This window comes from Roseomonas haemaphysalidis (assembly GCF_017355405.1).
In the GTDB taxonomy this organism is placed as follows: domain Bacteria; phylum Pseudomonadota; class Alphaproteobacteria; order Acetobacterales; family Acetobacteraceae; genus Pseudoroseomonas; species Pseudoroseomonas haemaphysalidis.
Genome location: NZ_CP061177.1, coordinates 379,628 through 401,006 on the forward strand (window position 1 = coordinate 379,628; position 21,379 = coordinate 401,006).

At 65.5% G+C, this 21,379-nt stretch carries 18 protein-coding genes; 12 read left to right on the forward strand and 6 right to left on the reverse strand.

Annotation, left to right across the window (positions count from 1 at the left end; translation table 11 throughout):
• Window positions 1-14 precede the first annotated feature (14 nt).
• A complete protein-coding gene (locus IAI59_RS01750; protein WP_207419448.1) occupies window positions 15-920 on the forward strand; it encodes a DMT family transporter in 906 nt (301 codons plus the stop codon).
• 76 nt (window positions 921-996) lie between these two features.
• Here the strand turns inward: IAI59_RS01750 and IAI59_RS01755 are convergent, their stop codons facing one another.
• Window positions 997-2,589, reverse strand: coding sequence for an FAD-dependent monooxygenase (locus IAI59_RS01755; RefSeq protein WP_207419449.1), 1,593 nt, complete (start codon window positions 2,587-2,589; stop codon window positions 997-999).
• 230 nt (window positions 2,590-2,819) lie between these two features.
• On the opposite strand from IAI59_RS01755, the gene IAI59_RS01760 reads away from it, so the two are divergent.
• Together IAI59_RS01760 and IAI59_RS01765 are read left to right on the forward strand one after the other, a co-directional pair.
• A complete protein-coding gene (locus tag IAI59_RS01760; protein WP_207419450.1) occupies window positions 2,820-3,275 on the forward strand; it encodes a MarR family winged helix-turn-helix transcriptional regulator in 456 nt (151 codons plus the stop codon).
• Window positions 3,276-3,380: 105 nt separating this feature from the next.
• Window positions 3,381-4,361 carry a tripartite tricarboxylate transporter substrate binding protein gene (locus IAI59_RS01765; protein WP_207419451.1) on the forward strand — a complete coding sequence of 327 codons (981 nt, stop codon included), beginning with the start codon at window positions 3,381-3,383 and terminating at the stop codon, window positions 4,359-4,361.
• Between the two features lie 261 nt (window positions 4,362-4,622).
• On the opposite strand, the gene IAI59_RS01770 is transcribed toward IAI59_RS01765, so the two are convergent.
• Complete coding sequence (locus IAI59_RS01770) at window positions 4,623-5,372, reverse strand: pyridoxine 5'-phosphate synthase (protein ID WP_237180973.1); 750 nt, start codon at window positions 5,370-5,372, stop codon at window positions 4,623-4,625.
• A complete protein-coding gene (pdxA, locus tag IAI59_RS01775; RefSeq protein ID WP_207419466.1) occupies window positions 5,369-6,409 on the reverse strand; it encodes a 4-hydroxythreonine-4-phosphate dehydrogenase PdxA in 1,041 nt (346 codons plus the stop codon). The genes IAI59_RS01770 and pdxA overlap by 4 nt, the downstream gene beginning before the upstream one ends.
• Before the next feature lie 335 nt (window positions 6,410-6,744).
• Here pdxA and IAI59_RS01780 point away from each other — a divergent pair, with 335 nt between their 5' ends.
• Window positions 6,745-8,343 carry a hypothetical protein gene (locus tag IAI59_RS01780; protein ID WP_207419452.1) on the forward strand — a complete coding sequence of 533 codons (1,599 nt, stop codon included), beginning with the start codon at window positions 6,745-6,747 and terminating at the stop codon, window positions 8,341-8,343.
• 152 nt (window positions 8,344-8,495) lie between these two features.
• Here the strand turns inward: IAI59_RS01780 and IAI59_RS01785 are convergent, their stop codons facing one another.
• Window positions 8,496-9,398 carry a LysR family transcriptional regulator gene (locus IAI59_RS01785; protein WP_207419453.1) on the reverse strand — a complete coding sequence of 301 codons (903 nt, stop codon included), beginning with the start codon at window positions 9,396-9,398 and terminating at the stop codon, window positions 8,496-8,498.
• A 301-nt stretch (window positions 9,399-9,699) separates the two neighbouring features.
• Between IAI59_RS01785 and istA the strand changes: the two genes are divergently transcribed.
• Complete coding sequence (gene istA, locus IAI59_RS01790) at window positions 9,700-11,265, forward strand: IS21 family transposase (RefSeq protein ID WP_207443809.1); 1,566 nt, start codon at window positions 9,700-9,702, stop codon at window positions 11,263-11,265.
• Window positions 11,198-11,926 carry an IS21-like element helper ATPase IstB gene (gene istB, locus IAI59_RS01795; protein ID WP_207419048.1) on the forward strand — a complete coding sequence of 243 codons (729 nt, stop codon included), beginning with the start codon at window positions 11,198-11,200 and terminating at the stop codon, window positions 11,924-11,926. The genes istA and istB overlap by 68 nt, the downstream gene beginning before the upstream one ends.
• Here istB and IAI59_RS01800 read toward each other — a convergent pair.
• Window positions 11,923-12,447, reverse strand: coding sequence for a patatin-like phospholipase family protein (locus tag IAI59_RS01800; protein WP_207417800.1), 525 nt, complete (start codon window positions 12,445-12,447; stop codon window positions 11,923-11,925). The genes istB and IAI59_RS01800 overlap by 4 nt on opposite strands.
• A 107-nt stretch (window positions 12,448-12,554) precedes the next feature.
• Between IAI59_RS01800 and IAI59_RS01805 the strand changes: the two genes are divergently transcribed.
• The 5 genes from IAI59_RS01805 to IAI59_RS01825 all read left to right on the forward strand — a co-directional run bounded on the left by IAI59_RS01805 (window position 12,555) and on the right by IAI59_RS01825 (window position 19,318).
• A complete protein-coding gene (locus IAI59_RS01805; protein ID WP_272877396.1) occupies window positions 12,555-13,541 on the forward strand; it encodes an acyltransferase family protein in 987 nt (328 codons plus the stop codon).
• 599 nt (window positions 13,542-14,140) lie between these two features.
• On the forward strand, window positions 14,141-16,291 hold the full coding sequence (locus tag IAI59_RS01810; protein ID WP_207417803.1) for a carbohydrate-binding domain-containing protein: 2,151 nt from the start codon (window positions 14,141-14,143) through the stop codon (window positions 16,289-16,291).
• A 182-nt stretch (window positions 16,292-16,473) separates the two neighbouring features.
• Window positions 16,474-16,866 (forward strand): alpha/beta fold hydrolase, encoded by a 393-nt coding sequence (locus IAI59_RS01815; RefSeq protein WP_207417805.1) that lies wholly within the window; start codon window positions 16,474-16,476, stop codon window positions 16,864-16,866.
• 213 nt (window positions 16,867-17,079) lie between these two features.
• Window positions 17,080-18,096, forward strand: coding sequence for an amino acid ABC transporter substrate-binding protein (locus IAI59_RS01820; RefSeq protein ID WP_207417807.1), 1,017 nt, complete (start codon window positions 17,080-17,082; stop codon window positions 18,094-18,096).
• Between the two features lie 43 nt (window positions 18,097-18,139).
• Window positions 18,140-19,318: a trans-sulfuration enzyme family protein gene (locus IAI59_RS01825; RefSeq protein WP_207417808.1), complete on the forward strand. Its 1,179-nt coding sequence runs from the start codon at window positions 18,140-18,142 to the stop codon at window positions 19,316-19,318.
• Window positions 19,319-19,335: 17 nt separating this feature from the next.
• Here the strand turns inward: IAI59_RS01825 and IAI59_RS01830 are convergent, their stop codons facing one another.
• On the reverse strand, window positions 19,336-20,256 hold the full coding sequence (locus IAI59_RS01830; protein ID WP_207417809.1) for a LysR substrate-binding domain-containing protein: 921 nt from the start codon (window positions 20,254-20,256) through the stop codon (window positions 19,336-19,338).
• 818 nt (window positions 20,257-21,074) lie between these two features.
• Between IAI59_RS01830 and IAI59_RS01835 the strand changes: the two genes are divergently transcribed.
• Complete coding sequence (locus IAI59_RS01835) at window positions 21,075-21,350, forward strand: hypothetical protein (protein WP_207417810.1); 276 nt, start codon at window positions 21,075-21,077, stop codon at window positions 21,348-21,350.
• Window positions 21,351-21,379: the final 29 nt, after the last annotated feature.

Sequence of the window (21,379 nt, forward strand, 5' to 3'; positions counted from 1 at the left end):
CGGCGGGAAAAAGCATGTCCGAGGTGGCTGGGGCCAGACGGTCCGGGATCCGCGTTCCGACCCCCTGGGTAGACGCGGCCGTCCTCGGTGTCGCGGTCGTCTGGGGCGCGAGCTATCCGGTCACCAAGGTCGCCCTGGCCGGCGCGCCCGTCCTCGTCCTGATCTTCTACAGGTTCTGTGCCACGGCCTGCATCATGTCGCTGCTGGCGGGGCGCGAACTCGCGGCCGCTTCGAGGGGGGACATCCTCCGGGCAACCGCGCTCGGAACGATCCTGGCCGCGATCTTCATATCGGAGATCGCAGGTCTCAGCCTGACGAGTGCGACGAACGCGGCCCTTGTCATCTCGCTCTGCACGCTCTTCACCCCGTTCCTCGATTACGGCCTGTCGCGCCGGCTGCCACCGCCGGTGGTCGTAGCTGGCGCCGCCCTCGCCTGTGCCGGGGTCGGGTTCCTGGTGGGCAGCCTGAGCGCCTGGACCCTCGGGGACACGCTGATCCTTCTGGCGGCCGTCCTCCGGGCCATCATGGTGGTGTCCACCAAACGGCTGATGTCGGGGCGCCCCATGTCGTCGGCGGCGCTGACCGCAGTGCAGTCCACCGCCGTGACCGCAGTGGCGTTCGTGGCCGTCGCGAGCCTGGACAGCGTGAGGACCTTGGCCGTGAACGCCGACGCAAGCTTCTGGGCCAGCGTCGCCTTCCTTTCGCTTTTCTGTACGGTGGTGGCCTTCTACGTGCAGAATGCCGCGGTCCGCCGCAGCGGCCCGACCCGGGTCGGCTTCCTGATGGGAACCGAGCCCCTGTTCGGCTTCGCTCTGGCCCACCTCCTCCTGTCCGAGCCTGTCACGGCTTTGATCGGCGCCGTCCTGATCGTGGCGGGGACGTTCGCGGGGCTGCTGGCCGATCAACGTGACGGCCAGTAGCTGCGGCACGGCGCTTCGCTGCTGCCCGGGGCGGCTTTCGATCAAACCATCAGTTCGCCTTGGCGCCGCACGGTCGTCAGGACATTCCAACCGCCCTTTCCAGGACCTCCTCAACGCAGCTCTGCCTGGCGCCATCGGCCCATGCAACAAACTGATCCGGTCGCACAAGAATGGAATTGGCTTCATAGGCGGCGGCCGCATCCGCGCCGATAGCGACCACTTGCAAAGGCAAGCCCCGTTGGGCAGCGGCGTCCTGGAAGGCGGTGCTGGCGGGACCGTCAGGCACCGTGGTCAGCAGTGTCAGCCCGGTGCCGAGCTCGCGGAATACGTCGCCGCCATCCGGGAGGGGCTGCGGTGCCAGGTGGTGTCCTGCACGCGCCTTGAAGCTATGGGATCCCAGGGCGCTCGGCTGCCCTGCCCCGTCCGGCACGATCGGCGAGCCTTCGTAGTTGGGCTCGAAGGAAGCGACCTCGCTCCTTGCGCCCGACTGGCGCGCTGTCCACTCTGCCTCAAAAGCCTCGCTGTCGCGGGCAGGATCGAATGCAGCCAGGAAGTCACGGTCAGCGTGGATGGATTTTTCGATGAAGTCCTGCGCGGTGGATGCGAAGACGGGGCGGCGTTCGGCGTCGTAGCTGTCCAGCAGGGCCGGGCCACCCCAGCCCTGCAGCGTCGCAGCCAGCTTCCATCCAAGGTTCGCGGCATCCTCCAGCCCGGTGTTGATGCCGTAGCCGCCATAGGGTGGGTGGCTATGCGCAGCGTCCCCGGCCACGAAGATCCGGCGCTCGCGATAACGGTCGGCGATGGCGAAGCGCAGGTCCCAGAAGCCGACATATTCGAGCGCGACATCGAATTCGGCGCCCGCGGCACGTTGCAGGTAGGCAGCAAAGTCCATGCTGTCCCGGGTGGTGCCGGGCGGCACGGGCGCGTGGAAGAAGAAGCCGCCATCAAGGTCGACACGGCCGAAGAATTGCCAATAGCCACGCAGGTCCGGATGCAGCACGTTGTAATAGGATTTGCCGGGATAGCGGCTCAGCAGTTCGTTCAGGCGCTGCGAGCGAAATACCAGCAGCACCATCAGCCGATCGTGGTCCGAACGGGTCTGGGGAATCCCCGCCGCTTCACGGACCGTGGACCGGCTCCCGTCGCAGCCCACCGCGTAGCTTCCGAAAAGCTCTCGCCGAGCACCGCCATCGCGATCGGCCATCACAAGACGGACCGCGTCGTCGTCCTGGCTCACGGCCTCGGCTGACCATCCATAGAATGTGGTGACCGAGGGCAGCTCGGCCACCCGTGCTCGCAGCACCGCCTCGGTCGCGTATTGCGGCAGGCGCTCGTTGTCGGTGAAGTAGAAAGGCCGAACCAGTTCGCGCTGCAGCCAGTCGTAATGATAGTCGCCGAGCAAGGTGCCATATGCGGTCATTCCGCCGATGCCGTATTCCTTGGGGATGGTGCGAGCGGCGCGCAGCGCCTGCTCGACACCCCAGAAGTGGAAGTGCTCCATTGTCCGCTGCGTCAGGTTCTGCCCTTTGGGGATCGGCTGCGGCTGCCTGTACCGCTCTATCAAAGCGCAGCGAATGCCGCGCTGCCCGAGGGCGATGGCCAAGCCCGTCCCGACCGGCCCGCCGCCTGCGATGATGACCTGAAAAGTGTCCGGGGTGGCGGGGGGCATCAGCGTCTCCTTTTCAGCGCTTTGGCGCCGACGATTCCATGCCAGAACTGCGGCGTCAATATCGGCAGACGTCTGCCTATTCTTACTGTGATCCATTCAGCCGGGATGGATGCAGCCGCGGTCTTGCGGCAAACATCCGCAGATCGACTCAAAAGGCCACGCCACTGACCAAAAAAGCGACCCCGCCCGCCGCGCGGATGCCCGGCGACGAGCCTGCCGGTCCTCTCGAGGTGCTCTACGCTCGTCCGGGCTTCAAGCTGCGGCGCGCCCACCAGGTGGCGATGTCCATCTTCGCTGAAGAATGCGGTGATTTCGATGTCACCACGACGCAATACGGCATCCTGGTGGCGTTGCGGGAGCAGCCGGGACTGGACCAGATTGGCGTGGCCAAGGCCGTTGGCCTGGATCGCTCCACGACCGGCATGGTGGTTGCCACCCTGCAATCGCGTGGGCTGCTGGCCCGGGAACGCCACGGGACCGACCGGCGGCGCCATGTGCTGACCCTGACCCCGGAGGGTCACGACCTGCTGCGGCGGGTTGGCCCTGCCGCAGAGCGGGCCAAGCAGCGCCTGCTGGCACCCCTGTCGGGCGCCGAGGCGGCGGCGCTGGGCGCCTTGCTGGACCGACTGTTGTCTTATCACGACACGACCATCCGGGTTCCGCTGAAGCGAAGCCCAGGCAACTAGCCGCTGCGCGCGTGCTGCCCCCCAGGGGGGAACACGGAACTTATTGACAGACGTCTGCTTATTTTGTCAGGGTCCGTGCCAAAGAAGATCACCCAGGAAACGCCCATGCGCCCCCTCACCCTGCCGCGTCGCGGCTTGGCGTCGTTTGCCCTTCTTCCCTTTCTCGGCCGCCACGCCTGGGCGCAGCAGCAGCACCCGGACGGACCAGTCACCATCGTCGTGCCCTACACCGCGGGCACCGGGCCGGACATCCTTGCCCGCCTCGCCAGCCAACACCTGCAGCCGCGGTTAGGCCAGCCGGTGGTGGTGGACAATCGGGCGGGGGCCAGCGGGCTGATTGGGACCCAGGCCGTTGCCCGCGCCGCACCGGATGGGCGGACACTGATGATGCAGCCCAACACCTTCGTCATGAACGCCAGTCTGTTCCAGCAGGTACCTTATGATCCGGTGAAGGGCTTCACGCCCATCGCCCTGCTGACACGTGGCGACCTGGTCCTCGTCGTGCATCCCGATGTCGCCGCCCGCGATGCGCGGGCCTTCGTGGAACTCGCGAAGGCCAAGCCCGGCGCGGTCGACTACGCGAGCCCCGGCAACGGCACGCCGCAGCACCTCGGCATGGCCCTGTTCGCACTGACGGCGAAGGTGGAGCTGACCCACATCCCTTATCGTGGCTCCGCCCCCGCCATCCAGGACCTCCTGGGCAAGCGGGTGGCGGCGATGTTCCTGCCGGTGCACACCGCGTTGCCGCTGGCGAAGGAAGGCCAGATCCGCATGCTGGCCGTGGGCAGCGAGCGTCGCTCTGTTTCAGCTCCCGACGTACCGACCTTGGCGGAAGCTGGCTTTCCGGGCGTGCAGGCAGACCTGTGGTATGGTCTCCTGGGTCCTGCCGGGCTTTCGGGCAGCCTGGTGCGGCGGATAAATGCCGACCTCAACGCCTGGCTGGCAGAACCCGCGACCATCGGCGCCCTGGAAGCGCAGGGCATGGTTCCGACGCCGACGACCCCTGAAGCCTTCAGGGAACTTGTCCAGCAGGACTACGGGCGCTGGGCGTCGGTGATCAAACAAGCCGGGATCACCGCAGGGTAAGGATCGGCACCGTTGCGGCGGCCAACGCACTCACTGCGTGCGCGCTGCGCGCCGTCGATCGGGTTTGTGCCGCATCTCGTCTGGGCCATGCATAGTCCGTCATCCTCGCCCTGATCGGCATGGCACCAGGACGATAGGGCTGTGCCGTGCAGCCCAGGCGGTGGGTGGTCGGGCGGTCCGTCGCTTGGTTCGACCCGCGCTGCCGCCTCGACGGCGGACCGGCAGGGTCGGACTGCCTCCCACCCCGTTCCACACCCGCGCTCAACGTGATCGCGCGTCCCGCATGGTTTGCTTCATCCGAGCTACGGTGGCTCCGAGTCCATCGAAGATGGCTTGGCCGATCAGGAAGTGTCCGATGTTGAGTTCGATGATCTCGGGAACCGCCGCCATCTCGGCCGCCGTCTCGTAGTCGAGACCGTGGCCCGCATGGCATTCCATGCCGTGCGCGGCCACCTCACGGGCAGCGGCAACAAGGCGGTTCCGTTCGGCCTCACGCGCCGGGCCAGCGAGGGCCTCGCAATAGGTGCCGGTGTGCAACTCCACTGCCCCGGCGCCGAGCTTCGCTGCCTCGGCGATCTGCGCCGGGTCGGGGTCCAGGAACAGGGACACCCTGACGCCTTCGGCTGAAAGAGCCTTGATGATCGGGAAGAGCTGCATGGACTGGCCGACGGCGTTCAGCCCGCCCTCTGTTGTCAGCTCCGCCCGCCGTTCCGGCACCAGACAGACTGCATGGGGCCGCACCGCCATGGCGATGGCCAGCATCTCCTCGGTGGCCGCCATCTCCAGGTTCATGGGCCCCGGCATCTGCTGCCGCATCGACGTCACATCGGCATCACGGATGTGACGTCGGTCCTCGCGCAGATGGATCGTGATGCTGTCCGCGCCGTGCTCCAGGGCGACCAATGCCGCCGCGAGCGGGTCGGGATGGATGCCGCCGCGGGCATTCCGGACCGTCGCGACGTGATCGACATTGATGCCGAGGCGGATGTCAGGACGTTGAATGCTGCTCAACGGATGTCTCCATCTTGTGCGGGCGTGCGGGCAGCCATGTCGGCAGCCATGCTGAGAGCGGCCAACAGACTGCCCGGATGGGCTTCACCTTTGCCCGCGATGTCGAATGCGGTGCCATGATCGGGTGACGTTCGCAGGATCGGCAGTCCGAGCGTGACATTCACGCCGCCGTCCATGTCCAGCGTCTTCAACGGGATCAGGCCCTGGTCATGATACATGCAGAGCGCCGCGTCATAGCTGTTCCGTGCGCGTGCGGTGAACATGGTGTCCGGCGGCAGTGGGCCGGTCACTGTCATTCCCTCTGCCCGCAGGATATCGACCGCGGGCTGGATGATACGGGATTCCTCGTCGCCCATCGCGCCACCCTCACCGGCATGGGGGTTCAGCCCTGCCACCGCGATGCGGGGATGGGTGACGCCGAAGTTCTGCCGGAGGGCGTGGTGGAGCACTCGCCCCTGGCGCACGATCTCCGCCGTCGTCAAGGCCGCCAGTGCCTGGAGCAGCGACACATGGATGGTCACCGGCACCACCCGCAGGCTCGGGCACGCCAGCATCATGACCGGTGGCGCCGACGTGCCCGTCAGCGCGCCGAGATATTCCGTATGCCCGGGGAAGCGGAAGCCAGCCTGGTACAGCGTGGCCTTGCTGATCGGGTTGGTCACGACGGCTCCCACCCGTCCCGCCTCAGCCAGCCGCACGGCCTGCTCGATGGATTTGAGCACTGCCGGGGCATGAGCCGGATTGGGCTGGCCGGGCTGGACCGGCTGGAGCAGGCGGACCGGCAGGACCGGCAGGGCATGGGGAAACACGACTGCTGCCTCCTCCGGGCCATCCACGACGTGGATCGGTACCGCCATGCCAAGGTGCCGGGCCAGGGACGCAAGTCGCTCCGGATCATCCAGCACCACGAAGGCAGGCCCCTGCTTGCCCCCGTGGTGTTGCCAGGCGGCAAGGCTGAGTTCTCCCCCGATGCCGGCGGGATCACCCATGGTCAGGGCAAGAGGCAGGGTATTGGCACGGGGAGTATCGATGCTCATCGCCGGTAGATAAGCGGGGCCTCGGCCGAGCGGAATGGAGGTTCGCTCACTGATGTGGATCGGCATTGACAGCTCCCCCGCATCGCCGCCAGGACCGCCCCCCCGATGATTGATAAGAATATGTTTTTGCTGAAGTGTGCTTTCGGCGGGTCAGCCCTGCATCCGGGCAGGGGCATCCGCTGCCTGAAAGACAGGGCGTGCCCCCGCCGCTGGAGCGAGATGCCGGACGCCTGGCCTCGCATTCCTGTGTTGCCCGCACTTCGCGTAGTACGAAGCGCTCCATGACTTGGCCCGCACCCACGTTCTTTCCCGGTGCCCTTCGAACGGGGCTCGTGTTGTTGTTGCTCCTGATGCCTGCCCAAGTGCGGGCGCAGCCGGTGCAGGTCATGGGCCACGGGCCCGCGGAACTCCCGGCAGACCGTTGCGGTGAACCGGCCCGCAAATCCGGCAACGGCTCGCATCAGGTGACACTTTCACTGCCCGGTCTCGCGCCCGTTGCGCAGGACATCCTGGCGCATCATGGCATCCGCGCGACGTGGAGCGGCTCAGGGCAGCAGCTTCGGCTGGAGCTCCACCTCGATGACGTGCAGAACCTGAGGCTTCCGGAAGGCAGCGCCTCGACGCTCTACCTCCCCCGCAGCAGCGGCCGCGACGTTATGAGGGACCGGAGATCCCGCCTGCCGCAGCTCTGGAGCCTGGATGACGCCACCGTGGTGGCCGCAGACATGGCCTACGATATTCGCCTGCCAGGCACCGGGGCGACAGGCGTGGCGCCAGTGCTGCAGACCGACCTCAGCCAGCTTCCCGACTACCGCCCCGTGAAGCTCTACGGCGACATGTTCAGCGGGTTCGCGGCTGTGGCCCTGGAACGCGTGCCTGGGAGCGGCAGCGCGCCCCACCGGATCTACGCCATCGCCGGAACCCACGTCTTCGAGCACCGGGATTTCCGGAGTTGGGCTTCTGGCCTGACCTTCGGCCGCGCGCAGTTCACCTCCACGGCGGCGCTGGAGATGATCCGGGATGCCGCCTCCTACGCGCGGGATATGCGGGGCGGCGGCGAGGTCGTGCTGACCGGCCAGAGCCAGGGCGGGCTGGTGGCGCAGGGCGTCGGCTACATGCTTCAGGCCTACCTGGATGCCTCGCCCGCCATGCATCACCTGGTCCAGGTCGTTTCCTGGGGAGGCACCGGAGCACAGGAGGTGATCCAGCGCATGATCGCCGAAGCGCGGAGCACGGGTGGACGCGGCATCTCGCTGGACCTGGAGCGCCATTGGGCGGCATCGGCGGCCGGGTATGGCGACGCTGCGGCGGTCTGGTCCGTCCTGCTCCGGCAATGGCGCGGCATCCGTCCTGGCGACGAAGCCGCCAGCATCCGCTCCACAGCGAGCCGAATGCGTGTGCTCGGCTACTTCTTCGAGATCGACCTGTTCGCGCGGGCCGGGACGTTCCTGGGCATGGCCATGGCGTTCCCGACCGAACTGATCTTGCCGGGCGGCTGCGACCTGACGGTGCTGGAGACGCTGATCGGGACGGATGGCGGCACCTTCGGTGTCAGATTGGAATCCCACTTCCTGAAGGGCTACCGCCGTGCTGTCTCGAGAGGGGCGACCGCCGTTGCGCGCCCGGCCATGCCGGCCAAATGGCCTTGGGTGACCGAACTCCTGCCTGCCACCGAACTGCTCGGCATGGCATGGCTCAAGACCCTGTATCTGGATGGTCCGGCAGCGACGCCGGAGAATTGGCAACGCTGCCTGGCAGCCGAACGCTGGCTGACCCGCGAGAACCGCTTCTGCGCCGAGCCGTTCTGGCCCGGCTGCATGCCTGATCCGGATGAAGCGCGATGGTGCCTGATCCGGGACAGTGCGGGTCCTCAGCGCTCGCAGGAGACCGCTGCACAAGCAGACCGTGGCGACGCAACGAGGGAGCAGAATTGAAATGTTCTGTACCGGGCCTCCCGGCTGCGCCTGCGACCCGTGCCGGCTATCGACCCACGGCAGACTCTCGGGATCCTTCCGACAGCACCCAGACGTTCCCGAAACGATGGCATTTCGGAAAACGTCGCGCGCGGCCTTCAGTTCAGTCGGTATTACCCCTCGGCGGCCAACGTCGCCAGCCGTTCACGCAGCCAGCGTTGTGCCGGATGGTTGGTGGTCCGGTCGTGCCAGACACTTGCTACGGTAACGCCAGGAATGGTGATTGGCGGTTCCAGCACTTGCAGGCGATCCGACCAGCTATCGGCAAAACGCCGAGGAACCAGCGCAATCATGTCGGACCGGGATACGACCTCCGGCACGATCAGAAAGCCCGACGTGGACAAGGCTACAGTGCGGCGGCGGCCGACGGCCTCTAGTGCCGCATCGGCAGGTCCCGAAAACCCGCCGCCCTGGAGCGACACGACGACGTGCTCCAGAGCGCAGAATATGTCCAGGTTGAGACGGCCCTGCACGGCCGGGTGTCCTTGCCGAGCGATCACCATGTAATTCTCGTAGTAGAGCTGACGCTGGCGCATGGCCGCCGGCGCATGGTCCGGCGTTGCCAGGGCCAGGTCGACCTCGCCGCGCTCCAGCTGTGTGGCGAGCGCCAGCACGTCGAGAGCACGCCAAGCGATGCGGACCATGGGTGCCTCGGTCCTGAGCGCGACCGAGAACCGGGTGAGCAGCGCATACTGCTGGTAGTCGCTTGCGGCGATCACCAGGGTGGCCTGCATGGTCGCAGGGTCGAATGGTGCTCCATCTGCCACAACCCTGCGGACACCCTCCAGCGCTTCATGCAATGGCTGCCGAAGTTCGACGGCGCGCTGGGTCAGGACCATCCCGCGCTGTGCCGGAATGAGGAGCGGATCGCCGAGGGCGTCACGAAGCCGCGCCAGCCGGGCCGACAAGGCGGGTTGGCTCATGTTCAGACGCCGTGCGGCACGCGTGACGTTCCCTTCTGCCAAAAGGGCTTCAAGCGTGACGAGCAGGCCAAGATCGAGGTTTCTGGTATCCATGCGATGGATAACATCAGGCAGAAGGTTCGATTTCAACCTTGGCGATCTACCAAGCATCATGCCGAGCGGCCGTCGGCTCTCGGATCATCTATCGACAATATGGATAGCAGATGGGTGGACGCCCTCTCCCATCGATCCGCATGCCGGCTATAGCGGAGACCATCATGATTTCACCCTTTACGATCAACATCCCAGACTGTGGATCGGCGTGGAAGATTGACCCCTCTGGCGGGGTGATCGGCGTTCAAAACTGACCCCCCAAATTTGAGATGCTGCCCCTCCTCAGAGGGGGAGCGGGGGGATGCTGACGGTGGACATGATGGCCCGGGTGCGTCGGGCGCATTTCGTGGACGGCAAGTCGATCAAGCAGATCACGCGCGAGCTGGGTCTGGCGCGCAACACGGTGCGGCGGGTGCTGCGCTCGGGCGAGACAGCCTTCACCTACGAGCGTCAGGTGCAGCCGCGGCCCAAGCTCGGAGCCTGGACGCAGTTGCTGGAACAGCGGCTCAGCGCCAATGAGCGGCTGCCCAGTCGCGAGCGGCTCGATCTGATCCGCGTGTTTGAGGACCTGCAGCAGCAGGGGTTCACCGGTGGCTACGATACCGTGCGCCGCTACGCCCGGGCGCGACAGCGGCAGCGTGGCACGGCCACCTCAGACGCCTATATCCCGCTGAGCTTTGAGCCTGGCGAGGCGTACCAGTTCGACTGGTCGCAGGAGGTCGTGGTGCTGCATGGCGCCACGGTCGCGGTGCGGGTGGCGCAGATGCGGCTGTGTCACAGCCGGATGCTGTTCGTGCGTGCCTATCCGCGCGAAAGCCAGGAGATGGTGTTCGATGCGCATGACAAGGCGTTCGCGTTTTTCCGCGGCACCTGTCAGCGCGGCATCTATGACAACATGCGTACAGCCGTCGACGTCGTCGGGGTTGGGCGCGAGCGACAGTTCAATCGCCGGTTCCTGCAGATGTGCAGCCACTACCTGGTCGAGCCAACGGCCTGCACACCGGCCTCGGGCTGGGAGAAAGGTCAGGTGGAGAACCAGGTCGGCCTGGTGCGAAACCGGTTCTTTAAACCACGCCTGAAGTTCGCCTCGCTGCATGACATGAATGGCTGGCTACTCGAGCAATGCGTGCTTTACGCCCGCAGCCACCCGCATCCCGAGCGCCGCGACTGCCCGGTGTGGGAGATGTTCGAGCAGGAGCGTCCGGCCCTGGTGCCCTATGTCGGGACGTTCGACGGGTTCAACGCCCGCACCTCAGCTGTCTCCAAAACCTGCCTCGTGGCCTATGACAAGAACCGCTACTCGGTGATGGCGCAGGCGGTCGGGCGGCCGGTCGAGGTGCATGCCTATGCCGAGCGGATCCTGATCCGCCAGGACGGACAGGTGGTCGGCGAGCATCCGCGCTGCTTTGGCCGCGAGCAGATCGTCTACGATCCCTGGCATTACGTGCCGGTGCTGGCGCGCAAGCCCGGTGCGCTGCGCAATGGTGCCCCGTTCAAGGGTTGGGTGCTGCCCGGCGCTCTGGGCCGTGTGCAGGGGCGGCTGCGTGGCAGCGCGGATGGCGACCGGCAGATGGTGGCCATCCTGCAGGCTGTATCCCTGGACGGTCTGCCCGCCGTGGAGGCCGCCTGCGCCGAGGCGCTCGCGGCAGGCCTGTGCAGCAGCGATGTGGTGTTGAACGCCCTGTCGCGCCAGCGTCCCGCAACCACCCCGCCGGACATCGCCACCCCCGACGCATTGCGGCTGCGGCATGAGCCGATCGCCGACTGCGCCCGTTACGACACCCTCAGGAGCCAAAGTCATGGAACGACATCAGGTGCTGGAGCTGATGAGCGAGCTCAAGCTGGTGGGCATGAAAGCCGCCTATGACGAGCTGCTCAGCACCGCGCTCAAGCGGCAGTATCCGGCGCAGCAGCTGGTCGGCACTCTGCTGGAAGCCGAGATTACCGAGAAGCAGGCGCGCTCGATCCGCTATCAGGTCGGCGTGGCCAAGCTGCCGCTGATCAAGGAGATCGCCGAGTTCGACTTCGCGGACACCCCGATCAACGAGGGGCTGGTGCGGGAGATGGCCACCGGTGCGTTCCTCGATGATCAGCGCAACGCGGTGCTGGTCGGCGGCACCGGCACGGGCAAGACGCATCTGGCCGTGGCCATCGCGCTGAGCTGCATCCGCCTGGGGCGGCGGGCGCGGTTCTACACCGTGATCGACCTGGTGAACCGCCTGGAAGCCGAGGCGCGCGCAGGCAAGACCGGCCGCCTGGCCGAGCAGCTGACCCGTCTCGACCTCGTGGTGCTGGACGAGCTCGGCTACCTGCCGTTCGCCCAGTCAGGCGGTCAACTGCTGTTTCATCTGATCAGCCGCCTGTACGAGCAGACCTCGATCCTGGTCACCACCAACCTGTTGTTCGCGGAATGGCCGACGGTGTTCAACGACGCCAAGATGACCACCGCGCTGCTCGACCGCCTGACGCACCACTGCGACATCATCGAGACCGGCAACGCCAGCTGGCGGTTCAGAAACCGCAACTAGCCCATCACCGCGCCCGCAACCGGGGTCATTTTTGCGCGCCGATCCAGGGTCAATTTTGCACGCCGATTGACAGGCGCGTCGAGCCGGACGAGGTTATCCCTCCCCACCAGGAGCCCGCTCTGGCCGAGCGCATTGTGCGACTGCGCGCGCATCGCCGCCCTGATGGCGTCCTTCCACTGGAGCATACCGCCCCCGGACCGTGCCGCATCGACGGTGAAGGCCGTTTCCCCGCAGCCAAGGCTGAGAGCCCGGAGCTGCGAGCGCTTGATATCGTAACAGGCGAGCGCGTCCGTGACGGCGTTCATGATCGGATTGTTGGCCCAGAGGCCGCCGTCCACCATCAGATAGCCGTTGTTCGGGAGAGCCCTCAGGTAAGTAGGGGCCGCCGAGGTGGCGAGCGCCACCTTCACCATGCGCTCAACGCGGTCCCTCCTGTAGTCCGGATGGTGAGGCGTCTTGTAGATCCAGGGTTCGCCGTGAATGCCCTCGAAGCTAGGGATGCACAGGCTGTGGATCAGCAAAGCGTTTAACCCCTATCGGCGTCCATGGCTGACCCTAGCCCAGTAAAGATTTAGCCCTCGAAAACAGAACATCGAGTGACATTAGGCGGGGTCATCTTCAGGCGCCGATAGGGGTCAAGGTTGGGAGCCGATCCACAGTCTCGGTGTTCTTCGTGCTTTCCGGCTTCGTCATGGCAGCCGCGGCTGACCGGTGTCGAGGCTCGCTACTCATGAACTCTGTGGCACGCTATCTTCGGCTCGCAGTGCCGGTGACTGCCAGTTGCCTTTTGGCCTGGGGGTGGCTGACTGCCTTCCCCGACAGTGCATCCGCCCTGAAGGCAGCGTTACCAGCACCTTCGCGGTGGCTCGACTACACCTACCAAGGAACGATCCACCCCATCTGGCACGCGGCAGCCGACGGATTGCTGGGCAACTTCCTGCGTGGTGACTCGGCATTCAACAACGTCCTGTGGACGATGCAGATCGAATTGTTCGGATCGTTGGGGATCTTCGTGCTTTATGCGCTGACGAAGGGGCCGACGCGGTTGTGGTCTTTGCTGGCGGCGGGCGTGGCCATCCTGCTCTGGCTTCCAGATACGTACATCGGGTTCGTCTTCGGCGCGGGTCTCTACGAGGCTCACCGCCGTGGTCTGCTGCGGACAAGCCGCATCCTGCTGCCGATCGCATCGTTCATCGTGGCCCTCGTGGTGGGCGGGATGGGCGATGGAGCGCACGAGCGGCTTGGGTTGCCCGGCGTACCGGAGGCATTGGAGCTGGGTGAACCACGCGGCTTCGTGAACGGTGTTGCTGCGGCGCTGCTGATCTATGCCACCCTGACTTTGCCATGGCTGGCGCGCGGTCTGTCCCGTTCAGTCCCGCTGTCCCTGGGACGGATATCTTTTGGTCTTTACCTTGTCCATGTGCCGCCCCTCTACACCATTGTCGCCTGGTCCTATCTGCAGGGCGTCCCCGAAGCGGTATTGGCGCCCCTGTATCTGGTCGGAATGCTAATACTGGCCTGGGTGTTCACCCACGCTGTGGACGAGCCATCCCTGCGATGGATCGCGGCCTTGCGGTCCCGCATTGGTCAGCCGCGAGTGCAGCTCAGAACATAGAGCACGATCGGAGCGCATGAACGCCCAGCTGGAGGCAGGCGGGTGGATGTCTGATTGGGCGTCCTCGCGCTGCAGCGTGAGGTTCGGATTGTTGTATTTGAATCTGGCTACACCGTGCCATGCCAGAAGGCGCCGCAGCCTGGGACATGGATGATCCTGAGCCGGTCTGTCTCGCCCTCGGTGTCAATTCTTCAAGGCAAGCGTGACCACGTACGCCTGACAGATTCCCTCCCTGGTTCTGTAGGAGGCCATGTCGGCAACATAATTTGCTGTCGGCTTGGTTTACAGTCCCACAATCTGGACTGCGAAACTCCTGCCAACGCACTCGTAAATCTCGATAATTTTCCTGGCATATATGTTGCTGAAACATTGCACGGGCTTAATTGTCGGGTGGGTTCACTGCTCGCTGTGCAGGAGGCGACGTGGTTATGCCAATGATCGAGATTGGACTATCGGGCGAGACCTGCGCCAGTTTGGTTACTATCAGCGTCATGGTTGCCGCGCTCATCGTGAGACAGGACGGCGGACCACTTCTGCTTCCTTCGAAGCAATCTCGACATTCGTCGCTTCGTTTTACATCTCGGCGGGAAGGCTAACCTATGTCCGTTTCCCCGAACCGCCTGACGATCGGCTCTGGCTCTGAGAGCCTGACCCTTTTGCTCAATCAGGAAGCCTACCTCGGTGACGCCCAGTACATCGTCCGGGTGGACGGGGTGCAGATCGGCGGGGTCCTCTCGGCCTCCGCGCTGCGCGCGACCGGCGAGGTGGACACGCTCACCGTGCTCGGGAACTGGGGCAGCGGCAGCCATACAGTCCAGGTGGAGTTCCTGTATGACGCCTATGGCGGCTCGGCCGACACCGATCGTAACCTCTACCTCGTTGGTGCGAGCTACGGCGGCAAGGAGATCACTGGCGCGAGTGCCGAGCTCTTTCGCCCCGGGGCAGCCAGCTTCTCGTTCTTCAACGAGACGGTCTCCCCCACTCCCGATCCGGCCAGTTCCCTGAACAATCTGACGATCGGCTCTGGCTCCGAAAGCCTGATCCTCCTGCTCAACCAGGAAGCTTACCTTGGCGATGCCCAGTACATCGTCCGGGTGGACGGGGTGCAGATTGGCGGGATCCTTTCGGCTTCCGCGTTGCGTGCGTCCGGCGAGGTGGACACGCTGACCGTGCTCGGGAACTGGGGCAGCGGGAACCATACCGTCCAGATCGAGTTCCTGTATGACGCCTACGGCGGTTCTGCCGACACCGATCGCAACCTCTACCTCGTCGGCGCCAGCTACGGCGGCAAGGAGATCACCGGCGCGAGTGCCGACCTCTTTCGCCCCGGGGCAGCCAGCTTCTCGTTTTTCAACGAGCCGATCCCCCCCGCTCCCGACCCGACCAGCCCCCCGAGCAATCTGACAATCGGGTCTGGTTCTGAGAGCGTGACCTTGCGGCTCAATCAGGAAGCCTATCTCGGCGACGCCCAGTATATCGTCCGGGTGGATAGGGTGCAGATTGGTGGCGTTCTGTCGGCGTCGGCGCTGCGTGCATCTGGCGAAGCGGACACGCTCACCGTGCTCGGGAACTGGGGAAGCGGGAGCCATACGGTCCAGGTGGAGTTCCTCTATGACGCCTACGGTGGCTCGGCCGACACCGACCGCAATCTCTACCTCCTCGGCGCGAGCTACGGTGGCAAGGAGATCACCGGCGCAAGCGCCGATCTGCTTCGTCCTGGTACAGCCAGTTTCTCCTTTACCAACGAGACGAGCCTCCCGAACAACCTGACGATTGGCTCTGGCTCTGAGAGCCTGACCCTTCTTCTCAACCAGGAAGCCTACCTCGGCGACGCACAGTACATTGTCCGGGTGGACGGGGTGCAGATTGGCGGAATTCTTTCGGCCTCCGCGCTGCGCGCATCAGGCGAGGTGGATACGCTGACCGTGCGGGGAGACTGGGGTACCGGGCTTCACAACGTCCAGATCGAATTCCTGTATGACGCCTATGGCGGCTCGGCCGACACCGATCGTAATCTCTACCTCGTCGGTGCGAGCTACGGCGGCCAGGAGATCACTGGCGCGAGTGCCGACCTCTTCCGCCCTGGGGCGGCCAGCTTCTCGTTTTACGACGAGACGGGCCCCGCAGCGCTGCGCATCCTGCCGCTGGGTGACTCCAACACGCATGGGTACGACAACAGCAAGAACGAAGCGGTGTGGGAGAGCTATCGCAAGCCGCTTTGGGACCTGGCGACCCTGAATGGTTTCTCGATCGACTTCGTCGGCTCGCGTTCCAATGGATCGGCCGCGCTGCCGGATCGTGACCACTTCGGCGTTTCTGGCATCACCGCGACCGAGGTTGCTACCTTTGCGGGGGATCTCGCGAGGGAGACACTTCCGGACGTCGTGCTTCTCATGCTCGGCACGAACGACGCGATGCGGGAAGGCGATGCGGCACAGACCGTGCCGGGCGAGCTTCTTTCGATCATGCGGGGCATTGCCTCCATCGCGCCGGACGTGGACATCTTCCTGGCATCCCTGCCGCCAATTGACGCCGCCTTGCTGCCGTTCCGCGCCGACGCCAACGAGATCCGCGACGCGATTAATGCGCAGCTCCCCGGTGTCGTGGCCGAGGCGCACTCGGAAGGCATCGACGCTACTTACGTGCCCGTGAGCTACACCACGGCAGACCTGACGGACGGCGTGCACCTGACGGAGGAGGCGCATGCGCGCACCGCACAGGCATGGTTCGATGCCGTGTTTATGAGATAGAAGAGAAAGATTGGGCTGGCCGGGAATATCGGCGAGGGTGAAGGCAGGGAGGCGCATATGGTGACCCGTGCGCGTCTCCTCCGCGGGCGGCTCGCATGAGCATTTCGCGCGAGGCATGAAGGCGTGCCGCCTAACCAGCGGAACGCCGTGATGGGGGTGCTGCGGGAGCTCGTTAGCGCCGATTGACAGCCGGGGACCTCGACGCGGTGAATGCGGTCAAGGCGCGGCTGTGGCTGGATGGCGCGCTGGCCGTCGAGGGCCGCGTGGCGGGCGAGGCCCGGCGGCTGTTCCTGGACATGCATGCCATCGCGCTCCGTTCTCCGCCCACCGGGCTGAACCGCGATGTCGCGCCTGCCTACGGCCGCCTGGGCGAGATCGCCGTGCCGACTCTGGTTCTTTGGGGAGCGCTCGACTTCCCGCACATCCAGGGCCGCTGCCGCCACATCGTGGCGACCCTGCCGAACGCCGAGGGCCATGCGCTGGCGGAGGCGTCCCATCTGCCGAGCCTGGACCTACCGGACAGGATCACGGACCTCATTTGCGGGTTCCTCGACCGGCTGGACCGAGAGCGGTGAGGTCCTCCGGCAGCGGGACTCCGACCGCCCACGGACTTTAAAGCGCAGTCGAGTACCGGACGCTCACCATCCTGGGCGGAGATCCTGGACCGCCGCATGACGCACAGCACCAGTCCATAACATTTAGACATGGAATCCATGCCTCTGGTCAGTTCCGGAGATGAGACGTTCTGCGACATGGTCTGCAGGTCGCATCCGCCTCAGGAGCCGCCCATGCTCAGGACCATGCTGTCGTGTCTCGCCGCCACATTGTTATCCGCCAGTGCCTGGGCTCAGGGGTCTGGATCGCCGACCCTGGATGCCATCCGCGCCCGAGGCTCGGTCGCTTGCGGCGTGTCCGGCACCAACCCGGGCTTCGCCTTCGCGAATAGTCGCGGCGAGATGCAGGGCAGCGAGGCGGACTTCTGCCGCGCCGTCGCCGCCGCGGCCCTGGGTGATGCCAGAAAGGTCCGGTTTGTCACCCTGACCTCCACCAACCGCTTCACCGCCCTGCAGTCCGGCGAGATCGACCTGCTGGTGCGGACGGCGACCTGGTCCCTGGGGCGCGAGACGAGCCTCGGCCTGCTTTTTGCAGGCATCACCTTCTACGACGGCACCGCCTTCATGGTGCATAGCTCGTCTGGCGTCCGCTCGGCCAAGGAACTGGACGGGGCCACCATCTGCATCATGCCTGGCACGACGACCGAGCTGGCGGTAGCCGACTACTTCCGCCGGACCGGTATGCATCTGACATCGGTGCTGATCGACAACGTCAACGAGCTGCGGGCGGCCTTCCGCAACGGGCGCTGCGACAGCTACTCGACGGACGCCTCCGCCCTGGCCTCCTTCCGCTACGGCGAGGGCGCGGCCGCCGACAAGTACACCTTGTTGCCCGAGGTGATCAGCAAGGAGCCCCTGGGTCCGCTGGTTCGCAAGGGCGACGACAAATGGTTCGACATCGTCCGCTGGACACACTTCGCCATGCTTGCGGCAGAGGAGATGGAGCTGACTTCCGCCACGGTCGAGAACGCCCTCGGCAGCACCAATCCCGACGTCCGCCGCTTGCTGGGCGTGGATGGCGACCTTGGCAAGTCCATGGGTCTCGACAACCGCTGGGCCTTCGATGTCATTCGCCAGGTCGGCAACTATGCCGAAGTCTGGGACCGCACCATCACGCCGCTGGGTGTCCCGCGCGGTGCGAACCAGCTCTGGACCCAGGGCGGGCTGCAATATGCCCCGCCCATCCGCTGACGCCCCTCCACCACCGCGCCACCCCACCGGACCGAGAGCACCCATGCACGACCTGACCCACTGCGTTCAGCACCCCGAAGTCGCCCAGGAAGGCTTTCGCAGCCTGGCAGTGCCGACCTACCGCGCGTCCACGATCACCTATCCAGATGGTGAGAGCTTTGCGGCTCGGAGCCAGCGTGGCTTCGATGGCTACACCTACGGCCTACACGGCACCCCGACCACGCGAACGCTGGAAGCGCAGCTGACGGCGCTGCACAACGGTGTCCGCACCGTGCTGGTGCCGTCCGGCCAGATGGCGGTGACGCTGGTCTTCTTGACCTTCCTGCTGCCCGGCGACCATGTGCTGGTACCCGACAGTGCTTATGGCCCGGTCCGCAACGTCTGCCGCGACTACCTGGCGCCGCGCGGCATCGACTACACGATCTACGACCCGCTGGTCGGCGCCGGGATTGCCAACCTGATCACGGATCGCACTAAGCTGATTTGGGTGGAATCCCCTGGCTCCGGCACCATGGAGGTGCAGGACATCCCGGCCATCGTGCGGGCCGCCAAGGCGAAGGACGTGCTGGTCGGCTGCGACAACACCTGGTGCACGCCGCTGCTGTTCAAGCCGCTGGACCATGGCTGCGACTTCGCGGCCGAGGCGCTGACCAAGTATGTGGGCGGCCATTCCGATCTGTTGCTGGGCTCCATCACGGTCAGGGACATCGCCCTGCGCCAGCGCATGAAGGAGGTGCTGCGCAGCCTCGGCGTCGGCGTTTCGCCGGACGAGGTCTCGCTGGCGCTGCGTGGCATCGAGACCATGGGCCTCCGCCTCGCGCATGTCGGCCGGGTCTCGGAGGGCTTCGCGCGCCGCCTGGACGGCCACCCGCTGGTGGACCGGGTGCTGCACCCCTGCCTGCCGTCCTGCCCGGGGCATGAGTTCTGGGCGCGTGATATCGGCGGCTCGGGCGGCGTCTTCAGCATCGTGCTGAAGCCGGGGGCCGAGGCGGCGCTGAACCCGGCGCTGACGGCGATGGATGTCTTCGCCATCGGCGCCTCCTGGGGCGGCACACGCAGCCTAATCGCGCCCATGTCGGTCAAGGGTGACCGTACCGCCAACCCCTGGACGCACGAGGGCGCGGTGCTGCGGATCAGCATCGGGCTGGAGCAGGAGGACGACCTCTGGGCCGATCTGGAGAAGCTGCTCCTGGCCCTACAGCATTTGGCGGCCACGGCCTGAAATACCTCACGGGGCGCCTAATGACGCGGCCTGCGCGACAGGGCCGCCTTCGGCGCTCCCCGGTCGCGTGCCGCAAGCAGGGCGGCGATGAAGTCCTTCACTAGCCTCGACTTCTGCGTATCGGGGCGGAACAGCAGGAAGGTCTTGAAGTAGACCTCCGGCTCGAACGGCCGCAGCACCAGACCACGCTCGACGAAGCCCTCAGCCGCCACGGCCTGCGACAGCCCCACACCGATCCCCTCCAGGGCCAGGGCGCAGACCGTGGCGGCGAAAGGCGTTTCCACCACCACGTTCGGACGGGCCCCCGCTGCGTCCAGCACCGCATTGAGGCGTGCCCGGGCCCGATCCTCGGCGGACAGGGCTATAAAGGCGACGCCGTCTAGGTCGGCTGGGCGGATGACGGGCTTGGCCGCAAGGGGGTGCCCGGGTGGCATCACGCAGCAGGCACGGCCGGTGGAGAAGACCCGGTGGTCCACGCCTGAGAGGTCCACCTCGTCCGCGGCGAGTCCGATGCTGAAGCCGCCGTTGACGACCAGCTCCCGCACCTGGGCCGACAGGGCGATCTGGAAGGTGATCGCGATCTCCGGATGCCGGTCGCGGAACAGTCGGATGGCGCGGGGCAGCACGGTGTTACCATAGGCGGCGAGGCTGGCGACACGCAGCGTCCCGGATCCGAAGTCGCGAATGCGGGCCGCCGAGGCGCGAAGGCGATCGAGCCCGATGAAGCTGGACCGAACATCGGAAAAAAGCAGCTGGCCCTCCGGGGTGGGGACGAGGCGGCCTCGCACGCGGTCGAACAGGGAAAATCCGATCGCCCCCTCCAGGTCTGCGATGGCACGGCTGACTGCGGGTTGGGTGACCTGAAGTAGTTCGGCAGCCCGGGAGGCCGAGCCGCTGATCATGACGGCATGGAAGATCTCAAGCTGGCGATGGTTCACGGATGTCCCTCTGCCTCAGTCGCAGAGCATACCTCATACCAGTCGAACAGTCCCGGAACGGATGGTGACCGACAACAGGGAGCTGCTGAAGCAGCTTCTGCTACACAGCTTCGGAATACCGGGCGCCGTCCTCCAGCACCGGCTTTTAAGCGGAGCCATGGCCGCGTAACCTTGATAGCGGCGTTTAATAGCCAAGGCGGGTACGAGGGGTCGCCGTGACCTGATCCGCTGACCTGCTGAACTGCGACGACTGCGGACCCACAACCATCCAGAGGAGCTGACATTGGCAAAATCCGGCAAGCCAAGGTTGGAGGTCAAGATCGTCCCGCGTGGACCCAACAAGTGGCAATGGATCATAAGTGAGAAAGGCGGTGCGTCCATCACCAGCGGCGAGGTGTCAGGAGCACGGTCTCAGGCCTTTGCCGCCGGGAACGATGCGCTGCGTAAGCAAGAAAATATTCGCGCGCAGGAGAAGTAATTCATTCGGTACAGGCCCTTCCGGCCATAGCGCAGTAGCTCGGTTGACCGGGTGCCAGAGTCGGGTCGGCTCGAGATATCGCAGCGAACACGTATCGAGCTGACTCTGACTGAACCTGGACCTGAACAACGCTATGAATCTTCTGCTCAAACTCGGCTACGCCGAGAGCAGCCTTGAGCGCCGGTGGGAACCAAAAAGTCCGCCGATCGTGACGCGTGGGCTGTCCGGGGATGGGAAAAAAATCTTTGGAACGGCATTTCCCTCAAGTTTACGGTAGACGCAGCAACCCGAATCGTACTCTTTTTGTTCTCCTGCTGCATCCCCAGTTTGGAGGCCATTCATGACCGACGTAACGACCTCTATCCTTGATCCGGTGAGCGCCCATCGGGTGCGGTCCGTCCTGGCACAGGCCCTTCGGAGCGGCTGTCTGGTTCGCGAGGCCAAAGGGGAGGCACGCGGGTACCTGAAGGCCATCAGCCCAGCCCTGCCGCATGCCACTGTTGCCGGAGTGATCGACAGCCTTTTGGCTGAACTCGATCCCCTCCTCGGTGATCTCATCCATTGCGAGATGGACGCCCACGCCGAGCCATTGGAGCAACTTCGTCTAGGGCTATGAGATAGGAGGGCGGCGGCCTGGCCTGTACA